The 22,054-nt window shown below is 61.8% G+C and carries 18 protein-coding genes; 10 read left to right on the top strand and 8 right to left on the bottom strand.

Annotated features, from left to right (window positions below; all coding sequences use genetic code 11):
* Positions 1-70 precede the first annotated feature (70 nt).
* A complete protein-coding gene (locus HXS65_RS13245; RefSeq protein WP_157109453.1) occupies positions 71-238 on the top strand; it encodes a hypothetical protein in 168 nt (55 codons plus the stop codon).
* Between the two features lie 140 nt (positions 239-378).
* Here the strand turns inward: HXS65_RS13245 and HXS65_RS13240 are convergent, their stop codons facing one another.
* Entirely contained in the window at positions 379-1,788 is a 1,410-nt protein-coding gene (locus tag HXS65_RS13240; RefSeq protein WP_176494107.1) for an NAD(P)-binding domain-containing protein, read from the bottom strand.
* Between the two features lie 901 nt (positions 1,789-2,689).
* Between HXS65_RS13240 and arfA the strand changes: the two genes are divergently transcribed.
* Positions 2,690-2,869, top strand: coding sequence for an alternative ribosome rescue factor ArfA (gene arfA, locus HXS65_RS13235; protein ID WP_077371234.1), 180 nt, complete (start codon positions 2,690-2,692; stop codon positions 2,867-2,869).
* A gap of 111 nt (positions 2,870-2,980) precedes the next feature.
* Here arfA and HXS65_RS13230 read toward each other — a convergent pair whose 3' ends face one another.
* Positions 2,981-4,192, bottom strand: a complete 1,212-nt coding sequence (locus HXS65_RS13230) for an NADH:flavin oxidoreductase/NADH oxidase family protein (protein WP_176494106.1) — start codon at positions 4,190-4,192, stop codon at positions 2,981-2,983.
* A 118-nt stretch (positions 4,193-4,310) separates the two neighbouring features.
* On the opposite strand from HXS65_RS13230, the gene HXS65_RS13225 reads away from it, so the two are divergent.
* Positions 4,311-5,204, top strand: a complete 894-nt coding sequence (locus HXS65_RS13225; RefSeq protein ID WP_176494105.1) for a LysR family transcriptional regulator — start codon at positions 4,311-4,313, stop codon at positions 5,202-5,204.
* Positions 5,205-5,304: 100 nt separating this feature from the next.
* Positions 5,305-6,114: an NYN domain-containing protein gene (locus tag HXS65_RS13220; RefSeq protein WP_176494104.1), complete on the top strand. Its 810-nt coding sequence runs from the start codon at positions 5,305-5,307 to the stop codon at positions 6,112-6,114.
* A 144-nt stretch (positions 6,115-6,258) separates the two neighbouring features.
* Here HXS65_RS13220 and HXS65_RS13215 read toward each other — a convergent pair whose 3' ends face one another.
* Positions 6,259-7,371, bottom strand: a complete 1,113-nt coding sequence (locus HXS65_RS13215) for a CNNM domain-containing protein (protein WP_176494103.1) — start codon at positions 7,369-7,371, stop codon at positions 6,259-6,261.
* Positions 7,372-7,902: 531 nt separating this feature from the next.
* On the opposite strand from HXS65_RS13215, the gene HXS65_RS13210 reads away from it, so the two are divergent.
* Positions 7,903-8,919, top strand: coding sequence for a helix-turn-helix transcriptional regulator (locus HXS65_RS13210; RefSeq protein WP_176494102.1), 1,017 nt, complete (start codon positions 7,903-7,905; stop codon positions 8,917-8,919).
* A gap of 131 nt (positions 8,920-9,050) precedes the next feature.
* Here HXS65_RS13210 and HXS65_RS13205 read toward each other — a convergent pair whose 3' ends face one another.
* The 3 genes from HXS65_RS13205 to HXS65_RS13195 all read right to left on the bottom strand — a co-directional run bounded on the left by HXS65_RS13205 (position 9,051) and on the right by HXS65_RS13195 (position 13,565).
* Complete coding sequence (locus HXS65_RS13205) at positions 9,051-11,030, bottom strand: tripartite tricarboxylate transporter permease (protein WP_084208455.1); 1,980 nt, start codon at positions 11,028-11,030, stop codon at positions 9,051-9,053.
* Between the two features lie 79 nt (positions 11,031-11,109).
* Positions 11,110-12,243: a tripartite tricarboxylate transporter substrate binding protein gene (locus HXS65_RS13200; RefSeq protein WP_077371246.1), complete on the bottom strand. Its 1,134-nt coding sequence runs from the start codon at positions 12,241-12,243 to the stop codon at positions 11,110-11,112.
* Positions 12,244-12,449: 206 nt separating this feature from the next.
* The gene (locus tag HXS65_RS13195; protein ID WP_218015087.1) at positions 12,450-13,565 is read right to left on the bottom strand and encodes a 4-oxalomesaconate tautomerase; all 1,116 of its coding nucleotides are present in this window, start codon (positions 13,563-13,565) and stop codon (positions 12,450-12,452) included.
* Positions 13,566-13,699: 134 nt separating this feature from the next.
* Here HXS65_RS13195 and HXS65_RS13190 point away from each other — a divergent pair, with 134 nt between their 5' ends.
* A complete protein-coding gene (locus tag HXS65_RS13190; RefSeq protein WP_084208457.1) occupies positions 13,700-14,590 on the top strand; it encodes a LysR family transcriptional regulator in 891 nt (296 codons plus the stop codon).
* 267 nt (positions 14,591-14,857) lie between these two features.
* Positions 14,858-16,690, top strand: a complete 1,833-nt coding sequence (locus HXS65_RS13185) for a dipeptidase (protein ID WP_255304517.1) — start codon at positions 14,858-14,860, stop codon at positions 16,688-16,690.
* A 203-nt stretch (positions 16,691-16,893) separates the two neighbouring features.
* On the opposite strand, the gene HXS65_RS13180 is transcribed toward HXS65_RS13185, so the two are convergent.
* Positions 16,894-18,342 (bottom strand): amidase, encoded by a 1,449-nt coding sequence (locus HXS65_RS13180; RefSeq protein WP_176494101.1) that lies wholly within the window; start codon positions 18,340-18,342, stop codon positions 16,894-16,896.
* Between the two features lie 275 nt (positions 18,343-18,617).
* Between HXS65_RS13180 and HXS65_RS13175 the strand changes: the two genes are divergently transcribed.
* Positions 18,618-18,812, top strand: coding sequence for a DUF3008 family protein (locus tag HXS65_RS13175; protein WP_077371330.1), 195 nt, complete (start codon positions 18,618-18,620; stop codon positions 18,810-18,812).
* A gap of 161 nt (positions 18,813-18,973) precedes the next feature.
* On the opposite strand, the gene HXS65_RS13170 is transcribed toward HXS65_RS13175, so the two are convergent.
* On the bottom strand, positions 18,974-19,765 hold the full coding sequence (locus tag HXS65_RS13170) for an OBAP family protein (RefSeq protein ID WP_176494100.1): 792 nt from the start codon (positions 19,763-19,765) through the stop codon (positions 18,974-18,976).
* 262 nt (positions 19,766-20,027) lie between these two features.
* On the opposite strand from HXS65_RS13170, the gene HXS65_RS13165 reads away from it, so the two are divergent.
* On the top strand, positions 20,028-20,756 hold the full coding sequence (locus tag HXS65_RS13165) for an HAD family phosphatase (protein ID WP_176494099.1): 729 nt from the start codon (positions 20,028-20,030) through the stop codon (positions 20,754-20,756).
* A 230-nt stretch (positions 20,757-20,986) separates the two neighbouring features.
* Positions 20,987-22,039 carry a capsular polysaccharide synthesis protein gene (locus HXS65_RS13160; RefSeq protein WP_176494098.1) on the top strand — a complete coding sequence of 351 codons (1,053 nt, stop codon included), beginning with the start codon at positions 20,987-20,989 and terminating at the stop codon, positions 22,037-22,039.
* Positions 22,040-22,054 lie beyond the last annotated feature (15 nt).

Here is a 22,054-nt window from a genome sequence, read left to right as displayed (position 1 = left end):
AAGTCTGGCTGCCAGCCAGTGACGGAGCGAACGGGCCGATTCGTTTTCTTTCTTCTCCAGGAGTCTTGTCATGGAAACTGTCGATACTGCGGTACATGCTGCCAACTATGCGTTCTTCTTCAGCAATTCAGGGATGGTGGCGGTCAGTCTGTTGATCGCGGCTGGCGTCTGCATCTCGTTGAGCGTCAATATCCTGCGCCATGAGAAAGCGTCATTCCGCAGCAAGAAGACCCTCTGATCCATCGGGGCCTTCTTGCTCCGCAACCACAGAATGCACAACGCCGCGAAGCCATGCTTCGCGGCGTTGTGCATTCTGTAGGCCCGATGTCACATGTCAGGTGACACAAGGCCGTCAGTCAATCAGATCCTGTCCGTCACTCAGACCTTGTCAGTCGCGAGGGAGCGTTCGGCGGCTGTCTCGCCGCCTGCTTGTCTGGCGCTCTTGTCGGGCTGCGCCAGGAAGGCTTCCAGCGAATCATCCATCGCGTCGAGCCAGGGCGTGTGATGGCGCGGGGCCAGGGTGCCGGTCATCAGCGAGCGATAGGAGTAGTCACGGAAGGTCATGATGTTCTCGTGCTTGTGGTGCTCCCACTCGAGGAAGGTGCGATTGACGCCGTCGATATCGAAGCTCGGATAATCCGTCTTGGAAATCAGTGACTTCACGTAATCGCCCTGGAAGCGGATCATCGATTCATCGCTGTCCAGTGTCTCTTCCCGGTCACGCCATGCCTGACTGTCTGCCTGCATGGCCTCGCGGCTGGGCAGCGCGATCTCACCGAGAATCACGTCACGCACCCACCATGCCTGGGCATCGAACATGTTGAAGGTGTACCACTGATCCTGCATGCCGAGATAGAACAGGCGCGGATTGGCTTCCCAGGCAGCGCCCTTGTAGAGACCGAGCGGCCACATGCGGTTGGCTGTCTTGAGGCGCAGCGGTTCATCGAGGAACGGGAAGTGATGGAGGTAGCCGGTGCACAGGATGATGGCATCGATCTTCTTGCGGGTGCCATCGCGGAAGTAGGCGGTGTCGCGGTCCACTTTCTGCAACAGCGGCTTCTCTTCCCAGTTCTCCGGCCAGGCAAAGCCCATCGGGGCGGTGCGATAGCTGGTGGTGATGCTGCGAGCGCCATACTTGTAGCACTGTGAACCGATATCTTCGGCAGAGTAGCTGCTGCCGATCAGCAGCAGATCCTTGCCCTTGAACTCCAGCGCATCGCGGAAGTCATGTGCATGCAGAATACGGCCATTGAACTGCGAGAACCCCGGGAATTCGGGCACGTTGGGAGTCGAGAAGTGACCGGAAGCGACGATGACGTGGTCAAATTGCTCCTGAACGACCGTATCGGCCTGCTGGTCATGGACACTGACGGTGAACTGCTGGCGGGTGTCGTCAAAGCTGACATGGCGCACCGGGCAATTGAAGCGAATGAACTTGCGCACGCCCGCCTTTTCGACCCGACCCTTGAGGTAATCGAAGATGACTGCGCGAGGCGGGTATGAGGCGATCGGGTGGCCGAAGTGCTCCTCGAAGGAATAATCCGCGAACTCCAGACATTCCTTGGGGCCGTTGGACCACAGGTAGCGGTACATGCTGCCGTGGACGGGTTCACCATTTTGATCGAGACCGGTGCGCCAGCTGTAGTTCCACAGGCCGCCCCAGTCGCTCTGCTTTTCAAAACAGACTATCTCGGGAATGTCGATACCCTTGTCAGCGGCAGATTGAAAGGCGCGCAGCTGTGCCAGGCCACTCGGCCCTGCGCCAATGATCGCAATGCGTTTTGTCATGGGTATTTCCTGTTGAGACTGTAATGAGACGTCGTGTTCCGTGAACCCCGCGTTGCGGGATGTCGTGTTGACCAGGTGCTTTTTCCTCTGTAGTGGATCGCGATAATAATGAGCATTATCCAGCGCTTGGGTGGCCTGGAAAGGTAAGGAATCCAGTTGACTGGCCACCTGTCATTTCGCTGAGCCTGAGCACGGAAGGCGTATTTTTTATTGCCTTGAGAGCCATCTACGGCTCGCGGAACGTGAGGCATCCTCGCAGAAATGATGCGTCATCTCAAATGTGAGGTGTTGATTCTGAGTGCATGAAGTGTACACGATCATGAGAGTGTTTAGGCTTTAGTGGTAAGATCCTTGTGGATTGTGTCTTTCTCCAAAAGGGCCAGGATGAAGGATGTGGTTTATCGGCTCATGGTTGGTGTAGTTATTTGGTAAGTTGTTGATTTTCAGCATCTTTTTTATGTTGTGGTGGATTTATATGGCGTTGTCTGGCGTGTTTTTCTGTGTAGAAAAAAGAAGATTTCCGTGTTGCAATGCCGCTTGGAAGGTGGATGATTTTCTGTCTCTTCAATGCGTAATTTGTCAAGCGGGTGGTGGGCTAAAATATCCTCTTTGTCAAGCAGGCTGGCGCTCGTGATTTTGAGGTGTGGAGTAAATAAGGGTGTGAGAAGGATGTGAACGTAGTGTCGGAGTAGTGTGTGGCGTGAGAATGGAGAAAGAACAGAAATCAGAAAGGAAAAGGGGGCCAGATTATCGAATGATCCTCGCTGGAGGATTTTCTAGAGGATCTGCGGGGCTATTCACTCACCAGACCAGCGACGAGGGGGAAGCGGAGGTTGATCACTCTGCATGGCGAAAGGGCGTATACTGGGCCGGTGACAGAGAGGCCACAGGAGAAGACATCATGACTCACAAGCGCAAGGTGCAGGACAACGCCCTCAAGGCAGTGCTGCGTACCCCGATGTTCAAGCAGCGTGTCGTGAAGGCGCGCAAGGGCAAGGGCAGCTACCAGCGCAATGGCAAGCAACAAGGGGGTAGCGGTGGCAGTGAGGCTCCTTCAGTCGGTGTGTATTGCGCCGCTTGAAGAAGCCTCATTGCCGCCTCTGAAGGGAGCCCCTGTCTGAGGCGCTGGTCACATGAACGCCGCAGCATCAGCGCTGCGGCGTTCGTGTATCTGGCCACTTCGAGAAGCGGCTCAGTCGCGGAGACAGTCGGCGAAGTGCGCGTTCCAGGTCTCGGCGCGTGCGGCGTCGCGGGCTTCATAGTCGGCCAGCACCGTCTCCAGTTCGCCCAGTGACTCCTGCTCACGGTCCTCGCCCAGCTGGGTCAGGCGCAGGGTATACCAGGCGGTCACGCCACCTTCCGGCGGGGCGCTGAAACGCGGGAATTCTGGCGCAGGGCATTCTCCCGCTCGCCATAGCGTGGGCAGTGACGGGTGCAGCGCCAGTGGGCGGGCCAGGCCGACGAAGTCGACGGCGCCCTGTGCCACGGCGTCTTCGGCCTGCGCCAGAGTCTTGAAGCCGCCGGTCGCCATCAGCGGCAGGGTCGTCACCGCGCGTGCGCGCCTGGCGAACTCGACGAAGTAGGGGCCGCTGGCACTGGCGTCCGACGCGGAGCTGGCGCCGGGGAAGTAGGTGCCGCCACTGATATCGATCAGATCGATGGGCAGCTCATCGAGCGCTGCTATCACCTGTAGCGCTTCGGCTTCCTCGAAACCGCCCTCAAGTTGATCGCTGGAGTTGAGTTTCACCATGACCGGGTAGTCGTGGCCAACGGCCTCGCGCACGGCAATGATCACCTCACGCATCAGCCGCATGCGGTTGTCGAGGCTACCGCCGTAGTCATCCGTGCGCTGATTGAAGAGGGGAGACAGAAACTGGCTGAGCAGAAAGCCATGCGCGGCATGTACTTGAACCCCGCCAAACCCGGCGTCACGGGCCAGGCGCGCCGTGGTTGCCATGGCGGCAGGCAAGGCCTTGATGGCCTCCAGACTCATGGCCTCGCAACGTAGCCCGGGGATATCCAGCGCGCTGGGGCCATGTGGCGTACTGGTCGGCGGGTAGGCCATCGCGCCGGCATGGCCGAGCTGCAGCCAGAGCTCGGCTCCGTGCTGCTGGCCGCGCTGCGCCAGTTGCGTGAAGGCCGCGAGGTCGGACTGCGCATTGAGGACCAGATTGCCGGGCTTCTCGGCGTGGTGGTGGTCCGGTTGCACTTCCCCGACCAGCGACGCCGCCACACCGCCTTCCGCCCAGCGCTCATAGAGGCGCATCTGGGCGTCACTCGGATGCCCCGTACCATCACCGAGGGAATCCGACATCGCGGCCTTGATGAGGCGATTGGCGAGCACTCGCCCGCAAGGCAGCGTGAAGGGCGTGAACAGGGTGGAAGCGGTCGGCTGATCTATCATGGTGGCGATGTCTCTGGGCACTGAATATGGCATGGAGGGAACAGATGCCATGGTGACATGGGCAGTGTCTGGTGATAATCCGGTGTGTGAGCACAGCATCCGTGAGCCAATGGAACATATGAAAACGTATACGGATCTCGATATCTTTCATGCCGTGGTCGATGCCGGCACCTTTACGGGAGCCGCGCGACAGCTCGGCATTACCCACTCGGCGATCAGCAAGCGCATCGCGCATCTCGAGCAGCGCCTGGGCGCGCAGTTATTGATTCGCTCCACACGGCGGATGCGCCTGAGTGAAGCGGGTCAGCTCTATGCCTCGGAGACACGGGAGCTGCAGGAGCGGCTGCGCAATGTGGAGCAGGAGATCGCCGAGGGCAGTGGTGCACTCAAGGGGCGCATTCGTCTCTCGTGTTCCAACGCACTGGGGAAATTGCAGGTAATGCCGTTGCTGATGCGCTTCATGGAGCGCTATCCCGAGGTCATCGTGGACCTGACCCTGACGGATGCCGTGGTCGACCTGGTGCATGAGGGGATAGATCTGGCCATCCGCAGCACCGCAAAGCCCGAGCCCGGCCTGATCGCCAGGCGGCTGGCCACCAATCAGCGTGTCATCTGTGCATCGCCGGAGTATCTGGCAAGACATGGCACGCCGCGCTCAGTGGCGGATCTGGCGGAGCATGTCAGCCTGATCCTGAATCTCCCCGGTGGCTTCAACGCCTGGGGACTCACGTCACAGCCCGAGATGCGCTGCGGCTTCCTCTCCAACTCCCTGGAAACCCTGCACGCCGCCTGTCTGGGAGGGCGTGGCGTTGCCTGTCTGCCGTACTACCTGATCGCCGATGACCTGGCCTCTGGGCGCTTGATCCCGCTGCTGGGAGACATTCGTGGTGACGGTGCCGATACCAGCATCTTTCTCGTCCGCCCGGAGGCGTCGATTCTGCCGCGCCGGGTGAGAATGCTGATGGATGCCTTGATCGCGGGATTTGACGCAGAGGAAGCTCAGCGTACGTGAGTAAACGACGATTTACCGAGTGATTGTCTTGCAGGATTCATGACATATTGACCTAGGGAGCGACCTTGAGACTCCTGTGACGTAGATCATGGAGCGAGACATGTCACCAACGGGAAAAGATCGATTTGCGGTACTGATTGATGCAGACAATGCCCAGGCAGCCGTCTGTGAGGAATTGCTGGCGGAGATCGCGAAACTGGGAGTCGCCAGTATCAAGCGCGCCTATGGGGACTGGACTACCTCCAATCTGACGCCCTGGAAGGAGCCACTTCTGCACCATGGCATTCAGCCTATCCAGCAGTTCCGTTATACCCAGGGCAAGAACGCGACGGATTCCGCCTTGATCATCGATGCCATGGATCTGTTGTATGCGGGCAATGTGGAGGGATTCTGTCTGGTGTCCTCGGACAGTGATTTCACGCGCCTGGCGACACGTCTGAGGGAAAGCGGCATGCGCGTGCATGGCTTCGGAGAAGCCAAGACCCCTCAACCCTTCGTTTCCGCCTGTGACAGTTTCCTGCATACCGAGTGTCTGCGCAGGGAGCCGGATACGCCCGCCGTGGCGAAGCCCTCGAGCAAGTCGCCTGTCGTGAAGAAGCCCCCGAGCAAGCCGCCGGCCAAGACGGTCACCCTCGTCAAGCCGACCAAGGCACAGCGACAGCTGAGGTCGCATATCCTCAATGCACTGAACGAGCTGCCACAGACGGATGGCTGGACGGCCCTGTCAGCGCTGGGAAGTTACCTGAAAAAGAAGATGCCCGGCTTCACGCCGGCGGATCATGGTGCCAGCAAGCTGGGGGGAGTGATTCAGCAATTGGAGTATCTGGACAAATGGCAACGCCCTGTCAAAGGCGGTTCCGTGCATTTGTATGTCCGGAAAAAGGCCAGGGAGACGGCAAACGCCAGCTGAATCCTCGTCATCTCACGATGCACGATGTCTTTCGACACAGAAGCCCCGTGATGGCCAGTCTCCTGTCTGGCTGTCACGGGGCTTCTGTCGTTCAGCGTGGCGGTGGTTTCACGCCTGACGCGTGCGAGGCTCGCGCAGTCCATGTCACGACTGGCCGGGCTTGGAGTCCTCCGTTGATGCCTTGTGTTCTGTCGGTGATGTGTCGTTCTGTGAGGAGCTCTCTCGGGTGTCGTCCGGTGTCGAGGGGGCGGCACCGATGCGCTTGATCCAGCGCTGGCGGGCGAAGCGACGCAGATTGGCCACGTTGTCCGTCTCGTCGATGATGTCCTCGCCGAGAATCGTCTCCATCACGTCTTCCAGCGTGATGACCCCCAGCCAGTTGCCGAGATTGTCGTAGACGACACACAGGTGCTGGCGCTCGCGCTGCATGCGAGCGAAGGCCTGTTCGACATTGTCTTCGGCGTGCAGTTCGCTGATCGGGCGCATCAGGTCCTTGAGCGGAGTGGTGGGTTCGGCCTGATGCGCATCGGCGCGGTGGATCATGCCCAGTGTCCTTTCATCGGCGGTCATCACCGGGTAGCGGCTGAAGGGCCAGACCGTCAACTGGTCATTGAACTCGGCCACGGTCATCTCGGGGCTGACCGTCTGGCAGACAGGACGTGGCGTGAGCACATCACGCACCTTCATCTCATGCAGGTTGAGGATGTTGGTGATGACGCGTTGCTCATCATTTTCCAGCGCCTTCTTTTCCAGCCCCAGTTGTGCGAGCGCCTTGATCTCGCCACGCAGATCAATGTCATGCGAGTGCTTGCCGATCCGCGAGGTGATCATTTCCGACAGCCAGATCAGCGGCTTGAGCGAGATGACCATGATGTTGAGCACGCCGGGCAGCATCGGGGACAGCTGACGCCAGTAGGTGGCACCGATGGTCTTGGGAATGATTTCCGAGGCCACCAGGATCAGCAGCGTCATGACCGCCGAGGCAACGCCGACCCAGGCCTCGCCGAACACGACGGACACCTGTGCCCCCACGCCTGTCGCACCGACCGTATGCGCGATGGTATTGAGCGTCAGGATGGCGGCCAACGGCTTGTCGATGTTGTCCTTGAGGGTGGCCAGCGCCGCATGGCGCTTGGGGTGTTGCTCACGCAGGCTTGCCACATAGCTTGGGGAAAGCGACAGCAGCGCCGCTTCCAGCACGGAGCAGATGAACGAGATGCCGATGGCGATGGCGGCAAAGAGAATCAGCAGAAACATGCAGCGTGCTCCTTGGGTGGATAGGCCACCATTAGTGACAGATGCCCGGTGACTGTCAAACCTTTGGCGTTGATTGCCTGGCGCTTGTCATCGCGACGCGCATGCGGGCGTCGGAGGGACTGTCGGGAGAGGGTGCGTGGGAGAAGGTGAGTGGAGAAGGCGAGTGGAGAAGGTTAGGGGAGAGTCGCAGCGCGAAATATGAATGAGATTGTTTTGCTTTTGAGATCTGTTGTATTTTAAAGCAGCTCTTATCAAGGGAATTTGCATAAATAAAGGTGTGAGACAGTCAATTCCTCGATTTCTTCGATGTCATGGCACGTCGCTCGCACGCCCAGAGGCAACTCCTACCTATCCATGACTCCAGGGAACGGCGCTTTCATGCAGCAGGGCTTGAGACAGCAGGGCTTGAGACAGCAGGATGCTTCCTCCTTGCCTCCGTGCGGTGTGCGGAGGGAGGGCTGGCAGTCCGTCCGCTATGCACACAGCACCGGCTGGGTTCAGGAGATCCCGGTCTGGCCCGGAGGGCGTCTGGTGCTGTGTGATCTGACGATCCGTGACGGCTATCAGGAAGTGCATCCCTTCCATGAAGGACTCTATGTCTGCCTGATACTGGAAGGCACGCTGAGGCTGTCGGGCATGGCAGCGACGCCAACTGCCACGTGCCCGTGTCCTGAGCCCTTGTCGAGTGCAAGCGAGAAGGTCGCGGAAGAGGCGCGAGTCCAGATCGATGTCACCCGGGGAGAAGGCGGCGCCTTTCGTGCCCCGATGGTGGGTTCCCCGCATGCTCTGAACGTCGGATACTTCCCCGGGCGGCTGCGGTGTGTGGTGCTGCATATCGAGGATGAACGTCAGCAGTCCGACAACATCCTGCAGCGCTTTGCCGAGTGGGATCTGCATTCGCCCCCCTGGCCGGCTCAGCCTCGCCGGTGGCGGCCGGGGTCAGGCCTTCGTCAGCAGCTGGCGGAATGTCTGGCGCAGCGCCTCGACGGTGCAGAGCACACTCGTGAGACATGCTGTCTGCTGGAATGGCAAGGGCTGGGCCTGCAATTGCTGGGAGGTGCCTTGCGTCGCCGGCATGCGCGGCAGTGTCATGCCGGTCAGGTGTCCGAGGATCGGGTCGCTCGTGACAGGGGCGCTGACGGCCGAGCCCTGAACGCCAATCGACGAGAGAAACGGGCTCACGAGAGGCTGACGCCGGGGTACCCGGAGACATCCAGCAGTACGTGCCGGCATCTCGAGGCGGTGCGTCAGCGGTTGAAGATGGCGCCGGAGCGTCAGCATGCCTTGCCGGAACTGGCGCGGCTTGCCTGCATGAGCGCGTCGAGTCTGCGCCAGAAGTTTCGCGAGACCTATGGTTGCTCGCTGAGCCAGTATCAGCGCGAATGTCGCATGCAGCGCGCACGTCAGGCCTTGTTGCAGGGCATGAGTGTGCAGCAGGTGGCGCATCGTGTCGGCTATGCGCATGCCTGCAACTTCGCGACGGCCTACCGGCGTCATTTCGGGCTCTCGCCCCAGGCTGTGCGGGCTCGGCCGCAGCGGGCTGACTGAGCACTGCTGACCGTCAGCCTCCGTCATGGTCGGGCGTGAAAAGAGAACGGGCACCCTCAGGGTGCCCGTTCTCTTGTCGTTGCCTGGTATCTCTTGCGCTGCGTTGCGTGGCTGTCTGGGCGCGAGAGGCCTTACAGGAAGGGGATCATCGGCAGTACCACGTCATCCAGCAATCCCGTCGGATAGTGCAGATTCATGGCCGCCTGCATCCCGAGCAGGAAGACCGCGACGCCCAGGGCGAAGAGTCCCGCGAACGCCGCTGACTTGCGTGCGACGATGAGCTGGAAGCCCAGGCAGAACAGCACGGCGGTGGAGACGAAGCCCAGCAGCGCGCTGACGCCGATCAGCACGAAGAAGCCGAGTACCACACCCACTGCCTTGAAGGCCGGTTGCTGGACGCGAATCATGCCGCGACGCCAGCCGTTGAAGACCACGGCAATCACCGAGACCAGCGTGATGAAGGCGGCCAGGGTCGGGAAGGCCTTGCCGAGTGGCATCAAATCCTTGACGTCGTAGAGCGCCCAGAGGCCGGCGAGCCCCATCAGGCCCAGCAGCAGGAAGTCGACGCCACCGAAACCGCGTGATTCCAGCACATCCTCTTCCGGGGACGGCGCGGTCTCGACCACTTCATGGGTCTGGCGACGACGCATGATCGCCTTGCGGATCACCGGCAGGAAGAAGGCCAGCAGGATCAGGCCGAGGATGATCAGCACGCCCGGACGCAGGAAGGCTTCGGCGCCGTGGAACTGCATGCTCTGATAGAAGTAGTTCTCGGCACCCGGTGCCAGCACGAAGCCGATCAGGAAGGCCGGACGCGACCAGCCTGCCGTCTTGAACAGCACGCCCAGCATGCCGATCATGCCCAGCGCGGCCCAGTCACCCAGCGAGCGGCTGGCCTGATAGGCGGCGAACAGGATCAGCACGGTGATGGCCGGCGCCAGAATGGCGAAGGGCACACGTGTCAGCTGCGCGACCGGACGCGCCAGCATTAGACACAGGCCCGCGCCCAGGATATTGGCCAGCGCCAAAGACCAGATGATGGTGTAGGTCATGTCCAGATTTGTGGTGATCATCGACACGCCCGGCTCCAGACCCAGCAGCAGCAGGCCCCCCAGGAAGACGGCGGCCGTCCCGGAGCCCGGCACCCCGAACAGCAGGGTCGGCACCATGGCGCCACAGGCACAGGCATTGTTGGCGGACTCCGGCGCGATGACGCCGCGGATGTCACCCTTGCCGAACTGGCTCGGGTCCTTGGCGGTCTTGACCGCGAAGCCGTAGGTGATCCAGTCGACCACGGAACCCGCCAGACCCGGAATGGTGCCGATCAGGCTGCCGATCCCGGCGCAGCGCGCGACCAGCCACCTGTTCTTGACCACATCCTTGATGCCGGCAGACCAGCCCTTGCCCAGGTCGGTGTTGCCGTCCTTGGCGATGCTGCCACGTCCCAGCAGCAGCTCGACGATCTCCGGCAGGGCGAAGATGCCCAGGCCCAGCACGATCAGCGGCACCCCGTCGTAGAGGTAATCGATATCCAGATTCATGCGGTACTCGCCGGTCGCCGGCGCGGCACCGATGGCACCGACCAGCAGGCCAAGACCACAGGCCGCCGTGCCCTTGAACAGGTTCTTGCCGGACAGCACCGCCACCATCGTCAGACCCAGCAGCGTCAACACGAACAGCTCTGCTGACGAGAAGGCCAGTACGAGGGGGCGTGCGACGAGGATGAAGCCGGTCAGGATGATGGCACCGATCACGCCCCCACACAGGGAGGACAGGAAGGCACTGGTCAGCGCACGCGCCGCCTGGCCTTTCTTGGCCAGCGGGAAGCCATCAAGCACCGTGGCCTGTGACGCGCTGGAACCGGGAATGCCCATCAGCACCGAGGCGAAGGTATCGCCGGTCGGGATGACCGCGACCATGCCCATCAGCATGCCCAGTGCATAACCGGGGTCGAGCCCGTAGAGGAAGGGCAGCAGTAGCGCCATGCCGGCGATGCCGCCCAGGCCGGGGATGATGCCGACCAGCAGGCCGACGAAGATGCCGATCATCATGAACAGCAGATGCGTCAGCGTGAAGACGTGTCCAATGCTGGACAGGAGGGTGTCGATCATGGCGTTGCTCAACCTCTTGTTCTTCTCTGGTGCTTCTTGCGCTCTCCAGCGTCATGGCGCTGGAGAGCGTCAGCGGGCTTCAACGAGATTGCAGGCGAATACCGTGTCGTTCCATCAGCCAGTGCTTGACCCATTCGTGCTGGGTTTCGCTCAGTTGCATGGCGTCTTGCAACTGCGCCGCTGCGGCCTTGCCGACCATCAGGCCATAAGGACCGACCTTCACCGCCGCTTCCTTGAGGAACTCGGGGTCCTTGGCCATGTCACGTGCCGCCTGACGGTATTGCTCCAGCAGTGCTGGATCGACACCCTTCGGCACCAGCAGCATCTTCTGCATGGCGTAACCGGAGGCGAAGAACTTGTGGAAGATCTGATAGGCCTCGTCATCGCGTGAATGGCCTTCCTGCGCCAGATACAGCTCGGAGAAGGTCGGCAGGTCCGGGAAGGACGGGTCGCGCTCGATGTGGCCTTCGTCATCCATCACGCCGAGGCTGAACAGCGGCACGGCCTGGCCGGCGTCGACCAGCGGCGTGACGTTGCTCCTGTAGGCGGAGGTGGTCTGGAAATCGAGGGCGACTTCGCCACGCTCGAAGGCCAGGCGACCTTCACCACGGCTCTTCATGCCGAAGACCGGATCAACCTGGAAGTCGAGCAGATCGAACGCCATCAGCACCGGCATCTCGAGCCCGGTCGGGTTCTGGCCGGCGAACTTCACCGTCTGGGAGGCGAGGGCCTTGAGCGCACTGGCGCTGTCCTTGCCCAGCGAGCTTGAGGCATAGACGACACCGCCTGTCGGGGCGGCGAGGATCGGTTCCCAGTCGGCATAGTCGTAACGCACGCGGCGGTCGCGCAGCATGGCCGGATACTGGGTAGAGGCCGAGGTGACGACCATCTCGTCGCCGTCATCGCCGGCACGCTTGCTGAACAGGTTGACGCCGGTGATGGAACCGCCCCCCGGCACGTTGTCGATGACGACAGCCGGGTTGCCCGGCAGGTCCCTGGTCACCCAGTTGGACATGAAGCGTGCCCAGACATCGGTGCCGCCCCCGACCCCGAAGGGCACGGTCCAGGTCAGGGTGTCAGGGACTTCCGCCGCGGCGTGCACGGCGGAAGACAGCGGCAGCAGGCCCATGACGGGCAGCATGACGGCCAGGGCGGTGGTGCGGGCATGGCGCTTGAGGGCATGGCGTTTGGGCGTAGACACGATGAGGGACATGGTCTGACTCCTGATTATTGTTGGAATGCGTTGTCAATCAGTGATGCGCTAACTGCATGGCGGCGCAGAGAGGTCATTTCATTTCAATCAAATGCATTGTAAATCAATCTTCTGCAGTACTTTCGTCACGCTTGTCGAGGCGCTGTCGGCGCTGAGTCGCATGCGATCGTGAAAGCCTGGCGATCCTGCACGCGCGCGGACTGCGCTCAGGCGCGTTCAGGCATTTCCAGCGAGTCCGGGAGGTTCAAGAACACCTCGCCATTCATGATCTTGCGTGCCGTGCGCAGCAGGGACACACGGCTGGGGGTCATCGGGTCGTCATCGGCGTGTTCGACCTCGACGTCCAGGAACCCGGCCGGGTGTTCGAGCTTCACCTTCTCCGCCAGAGTCCCCGGTGTCAGGGTGCCGGCGGCCAGCGCCACGCGGTTGGCCAGAGTGCCGGGGAGACTGGTCGCGACGGCCAGCGTGATGGCCCCCGTGACGGCCAGCGCGCCATGGCAGCGGTGCGGCACGAAGTAGCGTGCGCACAGGGTGCCGCCCTCGGTGCGCGGAGCGGAGAGAATCACCGGCTTGGGCAGCACCGAGTCACTGACGTCGCCCATGCCCATCAATTCCCCCGCCTTGAGGCGAATCTTCTCGAGGCGTGCCATCGCGTCACGGTTGGCGTCCATCTCGGCCGGCGCTTCGTTGCCTGCCCAGCCCAGACTTGCCGCTTCGATCAGTACCACCGGCGTGGCGGAGTCGAGGCAGGTCACCTCCACGTCCTCGATCACGTCGATGACCTGACCGCTGGGCAGCAGCTTGCCGGTCTTGGCACCGACAGCGCCCAGAAAGCCCAGCTTGATGGCACTGCCGGCGCCGGGCACACCACTGATGCGCGTGTCGCCCTGGTAGGCGACGCGACCATCGGGTGTCGGGACCTGGCTGTCGATCAGGGTGCGGGTGTTGAGGTTGTGAATCCGCAGACGGGTCAGGTCACCCTTTGCCGGGATCATGCCGGTCTCGATGGCATAGGGGCCGACCGCGGCCAGCATGTTGCCGCAGTTCGGCGAGAAATCGACCTTGTCGCCTTCCACATCGACCTGGGCGAACAGATAGTCGATATCCGCTTCAGGATGCGTGGAGGGGCCGACAAGGGCGACCTTGCTGGTCAACGAATTGCCGCCGCCCAGCCCATCGATCTGCAATGCGTGGCCGGAGCCCATGACCTGGCGCAGGACTTCGCGACGGCCGTCGTCATCGGCGGGGAGGTGATCCAGACGCAGGAAGGGGCCCCGAGAGGTACCGCCACGTAGGATCATGCAAGGAAGTGAATGCATCATGTTGGAACGCGCTCCTGTCTGTTTGCGCCTTTCTGAAGCATCACAGCCGATGATCTATGCATCAAATGCAAATAAAAACTATACTGTCACCATTACGCGCATTAATCCGAATAATGAATCAATAGGATAGTTGCATGCATAGATTGGAGTTTCTGGATCTGTCGGCATTTGTCGAAGTGGCCGAGAATCATTCCTTCAATGAAGCGGCGGAGCGACTGCACATCTCGCAGCCGGCCCTGTCGCGCCGTATCCAGAAACTGGAGGAAGTGCTCGGTGCAAAAGTGCTGGAGCGCACGACGCGGAGAAGCCGACTGACGCCAATTGGACGTGATTTCCTGCCAAAAGCCCGCAAGTTGCTCGAAGATTACGAATCCTCTCTGGTGGGCGTTCGCGAGCTGGCCACCCACCGCAAGGGGGTGCTGACCATCGCCTGCCTGCCCACGGCAGCCTTCTACTTCCTGCCCAGCGTGGTGCGCGAGTTCAACACCGCCTACCCCGGCATCCGGATTCGCATCCTGGATGTCAGTGCCAATGAAGGGGTCGAAAGGGTGGTCTCGGGGGAGGCAGACTTTGGTATCAACATGGTCAGTGCCCACCATCCGGCAGTGGATTTCACCTCCATCTATCGTGATCCCTTCGTGTTGGCACTGCGTCGCGACCATCCGCTTGCACAGAAAAAGCGCGTCGAGTGGAGCGATCTGGATGATGTGCGCCTGATCACCGTCTCGCGTGACAGCGGCAACCGCATTCTGCTCGACAACACCCTGCTGTCCGCCGGATTGCATCTGGACGGCTTCTACGAGGTCCAGCATCTCTCGACCTCGCTGGGGCTGGTCGAGAGCGGGCTTGGCGTCGCCATCCTGCCGTCGATGGCGATGCCCGGGCCGGAGCACGAGGTGCTGTGTCAGCGTGAGCTGCCCGAGCCACGCATTGATCGCACCATTGGCCTGTTGCGGCGTCGCGGTGAGTCGCTGTCACCGATCGCGGAGCTGTTCATCGAGATTCTGCTCAAGCGCTGGAACTGACCACACGCAAGGGAAGGGCCCATGAGTGTCAGGTGTGCAGGGGCTGGCCAGATCGGGCTCAATATATGAGGTGTTTATGTATAAGTTTTTTGTGTTTCACTAAAGGAACAGGTCACGGCCAGCATGTTCGACGGCGTGGCCGATGACAGCGTCTCGATGTTGCGGGATCCGCCTGATGGCGCAGGTCGGTGAGGGGCTTGCTCCCACCTCCTGCCGTCAGGCCATTGATGACGTGGATACCTGCCCAATACAAGGATGCACATGCCCATGAGTACCCGAATAGCCACTCACGCCACCTCCCGTCAGACAGCCCTTGCGCTGGGCCTGGCGCTCGGGCTTGGCAGCGCGCTGCCTGTCAGCGCAGATGAGCCGATGGCAGCCGATGACACTGGCAAGCGCGCGCCGCAGGGCGAGCACACGCTCAAGCATGAGCAGCTGGCCAGTCTGGTCGAGCAGGGGCAGGAGACACTGGCGGCAGACTTCAACGGTTTCCTCAAGCAGGTCGCGGAACGCAATCAGGAAGACAGCGCGGTTTCCGGTGCCATTGACCACTATCTGGCCGGCGAGTCGCTGGAGGGGGATGACTTCGTCAACGTCTATCGCCTGCTGGGGGTCTACAACCGACTGCAGTATGGCGATGACGTCCAGGAGCTGCTCAAGGAAATGGTCGCGATCCCGACCTTCAAGGTCGGTGAGAAACCCCAGCATGAAAACCCCGAGATCTCGCGTTTCGGTGAGTTGATCAAGGACAAGGCCGAGGCATTCGGCTTGACGTTCCGCAACGTGGATGACCGGGTCTTCGAGGTGGAGCTCAAGGGGACGGGGGAGGATGTGTTCGGCATTCTCACCCACGGGGATGTGGTGCCGGCGGACCAGGAGGGCTGGACGCTTGAGGATGGCACCCACCTGGATCCGTTCGAGGTCACCGAGATCGATGGCAAGCTGTACGGGCGTGGCACCGAGGATGACAAGGCCTCCATCGCCGCGGCGCTGTATGCCATGAAGTCTCTCAAGGAGAATGCGGTGCCGGTCAAGCGCACCATTCGTCTGATGATCGAGACGACGGAAGAGACCGGCGGTGAGGGCTTCGCCTATTACAAGGCGCACAACGCGCTGCCCGAATACAACATCGTGCTGGACAGCGGCTATCCGGCAATCACTGCCGAGAATGGCTTCGGCACCATCGATGCGCGCTTCCCGCTGGCACGCGAGACACAGACGGGGCAGGCGGCGGATGCCCTGCCGGCGATCACTTCCTTCAAGGGGGGACTTGCGACCAACCAGATTCCCGAGCGCTCCGTCGCCACCCTGCACGCCAGTGATGCCGCGGGCGCCAAGGCGCTCAACCACAAGCTGGAAGCGCTTGGCAGCCGTTACGTCAACGAGCACGGCAAGGATTTCAGCGTCGCCAGTGAAGTGAAGGGCGAGGATGTCATCGTCACGGTGACGGGCAAGTCGGCCCACTCATCGGCACCGGCCAATGGCGTGAATCCGGTGACACGGCTGGCGGGACTGCTGGCCACCTCCGGTATCGATTTCCAGGACAGTGCCTATGAAGATGCCGTGCACTACCTGAATGACAATTACGGGCTGGATTATCATGGCAAGCTGCTGGGCATTGCCTACTCCCATGATTTCATGGGGCCGCTCAAGGTGACGCCGACCTATCTGGAGAAGGAGGACGACGCGCTGCGTGTCGCGGTCAACGTGCGGGCTCCGGCGGGCGAGAAGTCGCCTGAGGAACTCAGCCAGGTGATCAAGGAAAAGCTCACAGCCTATGCCAAGGAGCAGGGCATGGACGTGGCGCTGAACGTCGAGATTCGCGACTGGATGCTGCGTGACCCCAGCGGTGCCTGGCTCCAGACGCTGCTCAACATCTTCGGCGATACCACGGGACTCGATGCCGAACCGCGTTCCTCGGCGGGGAGCACGACCGCCAAGCTGCTGCCCAATGCGATCAACTTCGGGCCGTCGATGCCGGGCGAGACCTATACCGGGCATACCTCTGAAGAGTTCAAGCGTGTCGACAATCTGCTGCTGGACATCCAGATGTTCACCGAGATGATGGCCCGCATCGGCAATCAGGATTCGCTCAAGTAATCGGGTGAGTTCGCGGGGCCGCCGTCATGTGAATCGCCTTTTGCATGGCGTATTGAAATAGACTTTTGAATAGCCCCGGAAATTGCCTCTTGCCTGGGTGACAGGCATCACATGCCAACGCCCGCCACCGCCCCTGATGAAGGGGCAGTGGCGGGCGTTGTCGTCTGTGAAGGTCGCCGGTCAGCCAGTGCGGCCGCGCGATCTCACTTCGGGCGGTAGGGCTCGGCGGGGTGCGCGGTCGGGTAGGCGTCCATATAGGCGGTGGCTGCTTTCAGGAGATGGACGTCAGCGTGCCTGGCGCCTGCCAGCTGAAAGCCGACCGGCAGCCCCTGCGAGGTGAATCCGCAGGGGACCGAGGCGGCGGGTTGGCCGCTCAGATTGAAGGGGTACGAGAACGGCGTCCATTCCTCCCAGTCGTGCCATTGGCTGGCGGGCGGCACCTGATGATTCAGTGCGAAGGGGAGGACGGCGACGCTTGGCGTCAGCAGCAGAGGGTAGTCCTGATGGAAGCGCTCAAGCTGTTGGGTGAGCCGGTGCCTGGCCTCGAAGGCCTCGAACAACTCAAGCGAGGTCCAGTCGCGGGCACGCATGGCATTCTCGACCAGGCCGGGGTCGAGCTGTTCGCGCTGGCGGGCATCGCAGCCTTCCCAGACCCCTAGCGACGCGGTGAACCAGATCTTGCGAAACATCTCGAGGCTTGAGTCGATGGGGGGATCGACCTCCACGATCTCGGCGCCAAGCCCCGCCAGACGCTCTGCGGCGCGTGCTACCCGACTGGCGATCTCGGGGTCGACATCGGCCTGCCCGAGGCGCGGGGAGTAGGCGATTCGCAGTCCTGTCAGTGGCGTACCGATCTCCACGCCCCAATCCTCGGGTTGTCCGCGGGTGGCGTAGGGGTCCTGTGGATCATGACGGCCGATGACATTGAGCATGGCGGCGGCGTCGCGCGGGCTGCGGGTGAGCGGCCCGATACTGGACAGGGACGCGGCCTGGGCGGGAGGCCACTGGGCTGTCCAGCCGAAGGTGGGCTTGAAGCCGAAGACACCACTGAAGGCGGCGGGAATGCGAATTGACCCGCCGGAATCCCCGCCCTGATGCAGGACTCCCAGGTTCAGGGCGGCGGCGGTGGCCGCACCCCCTGAAGAGCCGCCCGGGGTCAGCGCGGTATTCCAGGCATTGCCGGTGGCGCCATGCACGCGATTGTCGGTGACGGCCTTCCAGCCGAACTCGGGGGTATTGGTCTTGCCCAGCAGAATCGCGCCTGCCTCGCGCAGGCGCCGCACCGGAGGGGCGTCCTGCTGACAGGGCGTGGCTACCGTGGTGAGCGAGCCCTCGCGCGCCGGCATGCCGGCGACATCGGTGAGATCCTTCAGCGAGGTCGGGATGCCATCGAGCGGGCTCAGGGGCTTGCCCGCCTGCCAGCGCTGTCTGGCGTGATGCGCCGCCTCCAGCGCCGTGTCATGTGCGACATGCACGTAGGCGTTGACCGCCGGATTGAGTCGCTCGATACGGGCGAGCATTGCCTGTGTCACTTGCAGAGGGTCGAACTGGCCACGTTGATAGCCGCGCGACAGCTGCTCGGCGTCCAGGGTGGTCAGGTCATCCTGGGCGGAATGTGGCGTCAGGTCGAGGGGGAATTCGGCGTCGGGCATGGCGGCTCTCCTGCGGGTGAACGGGGCCTATCGATGGATGGCATATGGCGCTTGCATGGATGAGCGGTACGCTGTGGCTGGCGCATCGCAGACAAGACGTGGTCTGTTGTTCATGGCCTTGGGTCAGCGGGGAGAAACTCAAGGCTTGTCGAGGCTTGAAAAGCTCGCGGGAGAGCCGCATGGCGGTGAATGAGCATGACAGCGAGCCACCGCGTCAGGCTCGCTGGCGCCGATCATGGCGCATGAAAGTCATCCAGAGTGACGGGAGGAGAGTCATGCCAGCCAAGTCCAGGGCACAGCAGATGGCAGCAGGAGCGGCGTTGGCCGCGCGCCGGGGAGAGCAGAAGGCGAGCGAGCTGGAGGGCGCTGCGCGTTCGATGTACGACTCCATGAGCGAGGAGGAACTCGAGAAGATGGCCTCCACCTCACGCGAGGGAAAACCGCGGCACGACAACCAGAGCGACGATTAGCACGACGACCAGAGCGACAACCAGCACGACCGCCACGATCGAGGTGGTGCCGAGAAGAAGCCACCCCGAGTGGTTTGCTTAGATGACAGGGCGCCCGGCAATTGCCGGGCGCCCTGTCATGAGTGCTGTCATGAGTCGCGTCATTCGCTGTCGAGAGAGGGTCAGCGCTGGTCGTCCAGGCTCTCGCGAGGCGGCTGATGCGACTCGCTGTCAGGCGGTGTCGGGCCGCCATTGGCCTTCGGACTGACCTTGGGCATCGCGATATCCGCACGCTTGCTGCGCCGCTCCTCGGTGCTGATGCCCAGGCGTTCATCGCGGCGCTTCATCAGCTCCTCGTCGATCTGGCCGTCACGGGTGAAGGCCATCATCAGTTGCGGAATCCCGTAGGGGAAGTCGTCGCGGTCGATCTGCCAGGTGTGGAAGGTCTTGCCGTAGGTCGTGACCAGATCCTCGAAGTAACTGCGCTCGGCCAGTTCCGGGATGCCCGGAGCCACCAGGATGCCGGACTTCACCTCATAGTGATGGCTGTGCCAGAGCGGCTTCTCTTCTTCGGGGAGTCGCTCGTAACGTTCGGCGCTGATGATGTACTCGATCCCGATCAGACGTGCGTCGCTGCGGTTGGAATCGAAGATGACGCACTGGTGGAGATCATGTTCCAGATGGATGCAGAAATGACTGGCTTCCACCTGGCGGCCCATGTCATCGGCGTAGTGATGGAAACCGTTGAGGTAGGTGCTCATCGCTTCCATCGGGTACTTGCGTTGCATGACCTGCGAGGCCGCGTCCAGCACCTGGTGCTTGAGCGGATGGCCGCTGCTGACCTTGCGAGCACGGTTGAGACGGCGTCCCAGAAAGAAGGCGGTCGCCGCGGCCGCACCAGCGAGCAGGCCAGTGCCGAAGCCGCGCGTGGAGTGTGAGGCGTGATGGCATGGGGTGGACGTACGATGATGCATACTTCCTCCTGCGTGGTCGTCTCGAGTAAGTGAGAATCCCTGTCACACCTTCTCATTGCAGTGCATCTTGCTTGGCGAGGTCAAGGGATGCGCGATGGTGACGTTCGAAACACGGCAATTCGTGCTCAAGGATTGCCTTGTGTCGCCTCCGCCCTCATGAATGAGGGAAATGATGACTGTCATGGCGTCATCGTTGCCCTGACAAGCCCCCTCGGGTGACAGGCCGATGCCATGCACCTCCCTTTGATTGCCTGGAGATTGAATGAAACAGCTGATATTTGATTGTGATGGAGTCCTGGTCGATAGCGAGATCATTGCCGACGGCGTGCTCAAGGAGAAGCTGCCGCTGTGGCTGCCGGATCTCGGCACGAGCGAGCAGATCGAGCATGAGCTGGATCGCTGCCTGGGGATGATGACGCGCGACATCCTGGTGGACCTGGAAGGCCGCAGTCAGCATCGCCTGCCGGCCGATGCCCTGGAGCAGGTTCGTCTGGAGGTGGATCAGCGTCTCGCCAATGGCCTCGAGGCCATGCCGGGCGTGGTGAAGACGCTCGAGTGGATTCGCGATCAGCGCCTGCCTCTGGCGGTGGTGTCCAACAGCTCCGCCTCACGCATGAAGATCAACCTCGAGAGCTCGGGACTGCGTGGCATTCTGGACGAGATCGCCGCGGCCAATGGCGACCGCGAACTGCCGATCTTCACCTCCGATGACGTCATCAACCCCAAGCCGGCGCCCGACCTCTATCTGCTCGCCCTCAAGACGCTGGGGCGTTCCGCCGAGGAATGCCTGGTGGTGGAGGATAGCCGCACTGGGATGCAGGCAGCCGTGGCTGCGGGTCTCAAGGTCGTGGGGCATCTGGGGGCCAGCCACATTCCGCCGGGCCACGCCGAGGTGCTGCGGGATACCGGCGCCTGGCAGCTCATCAAGCATTGGGAGGAATTCCCCGAACGCTGCCGGGAGGCCGGCCACCAGGTGCAGGAGCCGGCATGACACGATGCCGTCCGAGGTGAACGACTGACATCATGAACCCGCAGGACGGCACTGGCTGGCTGTTGTAACATCGCGGGAGTGCCGTCATCGAAAAAGCGTCACAAGGGTGTCGCCACAGCGCCGCAAGCCGCTGTGCCTGACATCGTCGCGTGTCGAGATGCCGGCAGTCCTGTCCATTCATCGCTCCCTCGTGGCTTCTGGAGCTACCTCTTCGTCTTTCGGAAATCGTGATGATCAACGCCTTCATTGCCAGTGATACCTTTGAAAACAAGGGCTATTGGCTGCGCAAGCGTGTCCCCTGGTTCAGTCGTCGTTACGACGCCCATTACGGCATTGACCAGCTTGAGCCCGGCACCCCTCGGCATCAGCAAGCCTCTGCGGCGCTTGAGCATCTGCGCGCCGCGTGCGAATGCCAGACGAGCGGACATCAGGCGAGCGAAGAGCAGCAGGGCGTCGAGAAGATCATCTGGATGTATTGGCATGCCCCGCTACAAGAGGCGCCGGAAGTGGTGCAGTTGAGCGTGGCATCCTGGCAGAGACAGAATCCGGACCACGAAGTGCGCCTGTTGAACGCTGACAATCTCGAGCAGGTGCTGGGCGTGGACCTCATGGCGGCGTTCGAGCTATCCACCGTCAGGCTGTCGATGGCGATGAAGACGGATGTTCTCAGACTCTATCTGTTGAGTCGCTTCGGTGGCATCTGGGCGGATGCCACGACGTTCTGCCTGGCGCCGCTCGAGACATGGTTGCCCGGCGCCACCGCCAGACATGGCGTCTTCACCTTCCGTCAGCACAAGGCGCCCAGCCGGCCCGTGGAAGCCTGGTTCATTGCTGCCCGGCAAGGGTCCCCGGTGGTCACGCGGGTTCTGGCACTGTTCGTGGAGCATCTGTTCCAGCCACGCCAGACGGCCGTGTTCGTGTCCAATCGTGCCAAGAACCACGCGAAGCTGGGGATCGGACGTCAGCATCCCACGCTGCTGTATGCCGATTTCGTTCGGGACGCCGAGCGCCACGGTTTCATGCCGTATTTCTCGGTGGGCTACTTCTTCAACGAGAGCCTGCGTCAGTACTACACGCCCTCTCTGATCGAGGCGTTCATGGCGCTGGACAACCGCTTCGCCAGCAATGGTGCACCGTTCGAGGTGTTCGAGACGGCCGTGGTCTCCAAGCAAACCTACAAGCGAGACTATGAGCACCGTGAGTTGTTCAAGGCACGCAAGGCCCACCTGCTGGCGCTGCTGGAAAGGCATCCCGAGACTGCGCCAGAAGCGGCCGAGGTTTGAGCCTGGCCAGTGTCC

It is taken from the genome of Cobetia sp. 5-25-4-2 (assembly GCF_013374075.1).
Classification (GTDB): Bacteria; Pseudomonadota; Gammaproteobacteria; order Pseudomonadales; family Halomonadaceae; genus Cobetia; species Cobetia marina.
Note: the sequence above shows the minus strand (reverse complement) of the source record. Positions and strands in the feature narration are given on the sequence as shown.